General features: G+C 72.4%; 7 protein-coding genes. All 7 read right to left on the bottom strand.

All coding sequences use genetic code 11. The annotated features are described in order from the left end of the window. Positions 1-122: 122 nt before the first annotated feature. Complete coding sequence (locus tag C7C46_RS31905; protein ID WP_146259302.1) at positions 123-1,325, bottom strand: hypothetical protein; 1,203 nt, start codon at positions 1,323-1,325, stop codon at positions 123-125. 97 nt (positions 1,326-1,422) lie between these two features. Beyond that, a complete protein-coding gene (locus C7C46_RS31900) occupies positions 1,423-2,247 on the bottom strand; it encodes a hypothetical protein (protein ID WP_110673411.1) in 825 nt (274 codons plus the stop codon). Between the two features lie 146 nt (positions 2,248-2,393). Next, complete coding sequence (locus C7C46_RS31895) at positions 2,394-2,696, bottom strand: hypothetical protein (RefSeq protein WP_110673410.1); 303 nt, start codon at positions 2,694-2,696, stop codon at positions 2,394-2,396. A 36-nt stretch (positions 2,697-2,732) separates the two neighbouring features. Then, positions 2,733-3,131 (bottom strand): hypothetical protein, encoded by a 399-nt coding sequence (locus tag C7C46_RS31890; protein WP_110673409.1) that lies wholly within the window; start codon positions 3,129-3,131, stop codon positions 2,733-2,735. Between the two features lie 81 nt (positions 3,132-3,212). After that, positions 3,213-3,692 carry a hypothetical protein gene (locus C7C46_RS31885; RefSeq protein ID WP_110673408.1) on the bottom strand — a complete coding sequence of 160 codons (480 nt, stop codon included), beginning with the start codon at positions 3,690-3,692 and terminating at the stop codon, positions 3,213-3,215. An 81-nt stretch (positions 3,693-3,773) separates the two neighbouring features. Then, positions 3,774-4,232, bottom strand: coding sequence for a hypothetical protein (locus tag C7C46_RS31880; RefSeq protein ID WP_110673407.1), 459 nt, complete (start codon positions 4,230-4,232; stop codon positions 3,774-3,776). Positions 4,233-4,330: 98 nt separating this feature from the next. Continuing rightward, on the bottom strand, positions 4,331-5,161 hold the full coding sequence (locus C7C46_RS31875; protein WP_110673406.1) for an SPDY domain-containing protein: 831 nt from the start codon (positions 5,159-5,161) through the stop codon (positions 4,331-4,333). Positions 5,162-5,621: the final 460 nt, after the last annotated feature.

Raw genomic sequence — 5,621 nt, 5'->3', positions numbered from 1 at the left:
CGCCGTGAGACAAAGAGGCCAGGTGGTGCTCCGCGCATCGCCGATGGCTGGCTGAAGCTGAGTGGAGCGGTCAGCGCCGTCCCGGAGGGTGTGCTCCCCCGAGACGGCCCGTGCCGTTCCGATCACTCCGCAGTTCCCGCCGGGGCGGCCTGGTAGCGGCGGGGTTGGGCGCTGGTCTGGACGGCCTCTCCCCGACTGACCATGGTGGCCATGGCGTTCGCGATCGCTCCAGAGGAGCGTCCCAGCACCTGGGAGATCTTGGTCGGCGTCCAGTCCTGCTCGGGGTTGGCCTGCAAGTGGCCCAGGACCATCTGGTGCAACTCGCCGGGCGCGAGCCGGTATCCACCGCCGGTCGTGGTCACCGCCCGCTTGCGAGCCCGGGGGCGCAGGTGGGTGCCGCAGGTTGAGCAGACGCAGACGTGTTCGGCGGGCTCCTCGGGCGCCGCGCCTCCTTCCGCCGGGAGAACTGTGTCCTCGCCTGTGGAGTCCGGCGTGCCGTCACGGGCGCCGGAGTCGACCGGTTCAGCCTCGCCGGCTTCGGCGCCGAGCTCGTGGTCCCCGTCGCCGTCTTCCGGCTGGTCCCCTTCGGCGTCGAGCAAAGCGTCCGTCAGCCCCGAGTCGTCAGCGTCGCCGATAGTGTCCAGTGCACCAGCGCCGGGCAACGCGTCATTGACCTCCCCGGCGGGCCCCTTCTGGTCCGTGTCAGCGCCGTCACCCGGCTGAGGCGCCAAGTCCTCGAAGTCGGCCGCAGGTGCGGGACCATCGTCGGCCTGGTCCCTGGCTTCAGCAAGGACCGCCTCAGCCGACGTGTGGCCGAGCATCCGCTCCGTCGGCAGCTCCTCCATCATCGGCTGGTCGCCAGCCAGGTCCGGGCCAGCGGGGCTGGCCACGGCCTCAGCAACATTCGAGACGTCAGCCTCCTCGTCTGCGGCCTGCTCCTCCGGCGTCCGCTCCGCGCCATCGTCGCCCGGGCCCAGCTCCGCCAACTTGTCGGAGTCGGACGGCAGCTCGGTCTCCGCCTCGGCGGTCTCGCTCGCCGTGGTCGCCTGGTCGGCGTGGGAGGGGCCGCTGTCGGGGGTCACGGGGTGCCAGTGGTCGGGCAGACGGCGGACGCCGTCGTTACCGCCGGGCGTGCGCCACGCCAGGCCACGCTGTTCGAGGGTGGTGAGCGCCTTGCGGGTGGCGGACAGGCTGACCTCGGCCGCGCGGGCCAGGTCAGTGGCCGTCACCGCCTCGTAGCCGTACAGCTCGGTGTACACGGCGGCCAACGTGCCGGTCAAGGCGGTGACCTCGCTCTGGACGGTCACGGTGGCGCTGGTCGTCATCTGGGACATGTCGGGCCTCCTCGGCTCCATGAAGGGTTGGTTGTGAGGTCCCGGGGCCGCCGGGAGAGGGCGGCCCCGGGGATGAAGCAGGCGCTGATCAGTCGCGGCCACAGCCGGCGTGGCCGCAGCCGCCGCAGAACCCGCCGTTGGCGCAGTCGCAGCCGCAGCTGCCGGTAGCCGCGAGGGTGCGCTGGAGCGGGATCCGGCCGAGGCTGGCGACAGTGCGGGCTCGACTCGGGCGCAAGGCGGTCAGGACCAGGTCGGCGAGCTCGGTGCGGGTGGCGGAACGGGTGGCGTGGTCGAGGGCGAAGTCGAGTCCGGGGGCGAGGGCGCCGGGGGCGGGCAGGGCGAGGGTGAGCGCGAGGCGCAGGGTCATCTCCCGCTCGAGGAAGTGGTCGTAGCCGACGGGAAGGGTGCTGGAGATGCCGCGTGTGGCGATGGTCAGCGCGTCCGCAACGGTTCGGCACCGGCCACTGCGCAGGTCCATGGCCGCCTGACGGGCCGCCGTGTGGAGGGCGGTGGTGAGCTGCTCGCTGCTGACGAGCGGCGCCTTGGGTCGGCTGGCGGGGGCGAGGAGAGCGGGGTCGGGGACGGAGGCGAGGTGCGTGGTAGCGGTGAGCAGCGCGGCGCGGCGGATGGGGCGGGGCCAGGCCCGGTCGCGGGTCTGCAGGGCGAGGCCGAGGTTGGGCGCGAGGAGTCCGCGAGGGGCCAACTGGGCGGCCTGAGCGAGCCGGTAGGCGCACTCGCGGCGCAGCAGCTCGAGGTGGCCCGGCTGGCTGGTGGTCTTCGGCACGGCGTGCTGGGCGGCGCGGTGGGCCTCGGCGAAGCGGTCGTCCGCGGTGAGAGCAGCGCCGAGGGCGGTGGCGAGGATCGTGGCGCTGACGATCGGCAGGTCAGCGGTGGGGTGCTGCTGAGTGGTCACGGTTGTGCGCTCCTGACGGGAGGTCAGTGTGGGGGTGAGGTTGGCCGGGGCTGAGGGTTGCCCCGGCCGCGCGCGTGCCGTGCGGCGGACATATGCGGTCAGCCGAGCGGTCTGCGGAGTTGTTGCCAGGCGGTGGTAGCCGCTGGTCAGGCGGTGGTGAGGTCGTCGTACGGGTCGTGGTGGAGCTCGACCCAGGCCTCGGGCGGCAGGTAGCCGAGCTGGCCGCCGTCGCCGATCCAGACCGTGCCGAGCTGCTCGCTGTCCGGGCCGGGGCTGGAGGCCGGGGCGTCGAGGTGGGCGGTGGGCGGGATGTTCGGGGTGGCGGTGACGGCACCGACGTAGTGCTCGAAGGGCCACTCGGGGGAGAGGGCGAGGCGGACGGGGGTGCGTGGGTCGTAGGCGGCGAGGCTCGTCATGAGGTCGGCGACGTTCAGGTGGCGCTGGGACAAGGCAGGTCAGCCTTTCTACTGGTCAGGGACTGACGGTCAGTTGCTGTCGCGGGTGGCGGTGTTGAGCTGGCGGTAGGTGTGGACCAGCTGGCACAGGTGGCGGGTCTGGGTCTGGGCGATGACGTTGAGGAGGTCCAGGCCGGCGCCGGTCTTGGTCATGACGGGCTCGTCGTGGACGGGGCTGAGGGCGCCACCCGCCGCGAGGGTGTCGAGCCGGGTGCGAGCGACCTCGACGCCGCGGTGGATGGACTTCGCGGTGGTGTCGAGCTCGTCGGCGTTGAGCGAGATGATCAGCGCGAGGAGGTCGAGGGCCTCGCCGCGGCCGGTTCCCTGGTGCGGGCTCGTGGCCAGGTGGGTGGCGAGCAGGTCCTTGGTCATCGCCGTGCCGGGCTGCGGGATCGGGGCGGGGAGGGCCGTCGGCGCGATGTTGCTCATCGGAGGAGCCTTTCTGTCTGGCGTTCGATCAGGTCTGTAGTTCGAGTGGGCCGGTGGCCCGGGCGTGCGGTGGGTGTGCGGTCAGTCGCGGGCGGGGCCGAAGTCGCAGGTGTCCCGGTGGGCGGGGTCGAAGAGGAACTGGAGGTTGTCGAGCACGTCGTCGGGGAGGTCTCGGGTCAGGGCCGGGGCGAGGTCGGTGAGGCGGGTGATGGCCCGCACGGGCACCGGCTGGTCGCATTCGGGACAGGGCTCGAGGAGGTGGAAGGGGTCGTGGTCGAGCAGCGGGGTGCTGAGGATGAAGTGGTAGGTCTCCTGGGGGTTCTCACCGTCGGCGGGGTCGGTGGCGGTCAGCAGGAGGGGTTCGCCGCTCTGGTGGCGGCGGCGCAGCAGGTCGGCGGTCACGGTGACGTTGGTGAGCGGGATGCCGAGGAGGTGGGCCAGGCGCAGCTGCGCGGTGGCGGCGTCCTCGGGGCGGGCGGGGTGGGCGAAGGCGGGGTCGGTGGACGCGGTCTCCAGGTAGTCGAGGGCGGCCTGGGCGCGGGCGGTGATGCTCGGGGTCATGTGGTTGCTCGTGTTCTGACGGTGGTGGCCGAGCAGGGGTGCCCGGCCACCGGGCTGTTGGGGAAGGATGGTTGGGCGGGGTCAGCGCAGCGTGGCGGGCAGCGGCGCGGTGGGGTGGGTGGTCCAGGGCAGGAGGTGGCTCGCCCAGTCGGCCTGGGTGCACTTCCTCCAGTCGGTCCGGATGATCTGCAGGCCGTCAGCCCGCATGAGGTAGATCCACTCGTGCCACAGCGGGTCGACGTCGTCCTGGGTCAGCAGGTTTGGTCCGTCGTCCCAAGTGCCGTGGCAGTAGCACTGGTTGCTGTCGGGGCCGAGGGCAACCGGTCCGAGCGGGGTGGTGAAGGCGGCGCCCAGACGGCTCCAGCCGGCCGGGTGCTCGTCCAGGTAGTAGCGCGCGGCGGCCTCGGTGTTGCCGGCGAAGTGGCCCTGGACCGAGGTCAGCAGGATCGGAACTCGCTGGCTGGGGTGGCCGTGGCTGTGGACGTAGCGTCCGGCGTAGCCGTCGGGCGTGGGTCGGGCGATGATCGAGCGGATGCTCACGGCATGTCCTCCGGTTGCGCGTGGGGGTCGGTGAGGTGGCATGCTGGGCGGTGGTGCCGCCCCCGATGTGCGCGGGGGCGGCATCACCTGATTTGCTGTCAGGTCCGGGTGATCAGGTCGCGGCAGGTGCGCGGGATCTGCTGGTCCTCGCGGGTCAGCGGGGCGGGGTCGGCCAGGGCCCGGCAGAATGCGGCGATCAGGCCGGTCGGCGTGCCGGTGCTGAAGACGGCGTCCCACAGCGGCCTGCGGTACGGGACCGGCGAGGCCCAGACCGTCCAGCGGGGGTCGCCCTGCAGGATCTCGGTCTCCACGCTGCCGCGCGTGAGGACTCGCACCTCGACCCCGGCCCGGCCGTCCGGCGCGGTCCACCGCTCCAGCGTGCGGCCCGGCGCGGTGGTCGGGTCGCGGTCCCACCCGGCGTCCCGAAGGACCGTCAGGACCTTCTCGACGCCGTCGCGGTGCCCGTCGTCGGGGTCGGCGAAGGTGGGGTCGTCGGGGGTGTAGCCCTCGGCCCACTCGGTGGTGAAGGCCTGCATGAACTCGTAGGGCATCGCGTCGGAGAAGGCGGCCATCCAGGTCCGCTGGCCGTGGTGGTGCGGGCGCACCCACGCCTTCCACAGGCCGACCGGCTCCGGGTTGTGCTCCGGCAGGAAGCCGAGGTACGCGCGCCCGCACGGGCTGGTGAGGTGGTGGTTGGCGAGCTCGTCGCACCAGGCGTTCCAACCGGCCTGCTCGATCAGCGGGGCCATCGCGGCGTCCGCCTCGAACCCGCCCCCGGCCAGATAGCGGGGGCTGACGTACACCTCCCACTCCTCGCGCCCGCCGGTGGTGGTCGGCTGCGGGGTGGTGGGGGCGGGGACCGGGACGAAGGGGTCGGGGTCGAGGTCGGGCGGGGCCGCGAAGGTCGCGGGGGTGAGCGTGTCGGTCACGATGGTGATTCCTTCCGTTTCGGAAAGGCCAGCTGGCGGAATTCGCGAGCTGGGCGCGTGTGGTCTGTACGGCGGGCGGCCCGCATTGGGCACAATTCACCCGTCAAAGGTTTTCCGAGAGGGGATTTGGCGGGATTTCCGCCGCCCGGTTTCCCCGGGCACATTTCCAAGATAGCTCGATTACGGGGCGTCGTGAAGTCGTCACCGGCCCTGGGAAATGCTGGAATTGCAGGGATTCTACGACGCCTTGTGTCGTCGAATTGGGAAAGCTCGACGCGTTCGGTCGTTGAATTGGGAACCCACGACCGATTCGCAGGACCGGGCCCGACGCCACGTCCCGGACATCACTCTTTCGGGTGATGTCCGGGGCGCCGGAACGCCGGCCGACCCCGGCGGGCCGACCCCGGCGGGCCGACCCCGGCGGGCCGACCCCGGCGGGCCGACCCCGGCGGGCCGACCC

Origin of the sequence: Streptomyces tateyamensis (genome assembly GCF_003205575.1) — a bacterium.
Taxonomy (GTDB): Bacteria; Actinomycetota; Actinomycetes; order Streptomycetales; family Streptomycetaceae; genus Kitasatospora; species Kitasatospora tateyamensis.
Note: the sequence above shows the minus strand (reverse complement) of the source record. Positions and strands in the feature narration are given on the sequence as shown.

What these genes read in the sequence shown, in the direction of transcription:
- C7C46_RS31905 (WP_146259302.1), bottom strand. Translation starts at nt 1,325, where the DNA reads ATGACGACCAGCGCCACCGTGACCGTCCAGAGCGAGGTCACCGCCTTG.
- C7C46_RS31890 (WP_110673409.1), bottom strand. Translation starts at nt 3,131, where the DNA reads ATGAGCAACATCGCGCCGACGGCCCTCCCCGCCCCGATCCCGCAGCCC.
- C7C46_RS31885 (WP_110673408.1), bottom strand. Translation starts at nt 3,692, where the DNA reads ATGACCCCGAGCATCACCGCCCGCGCCCAGGCCGCCCTCGACTACCTG.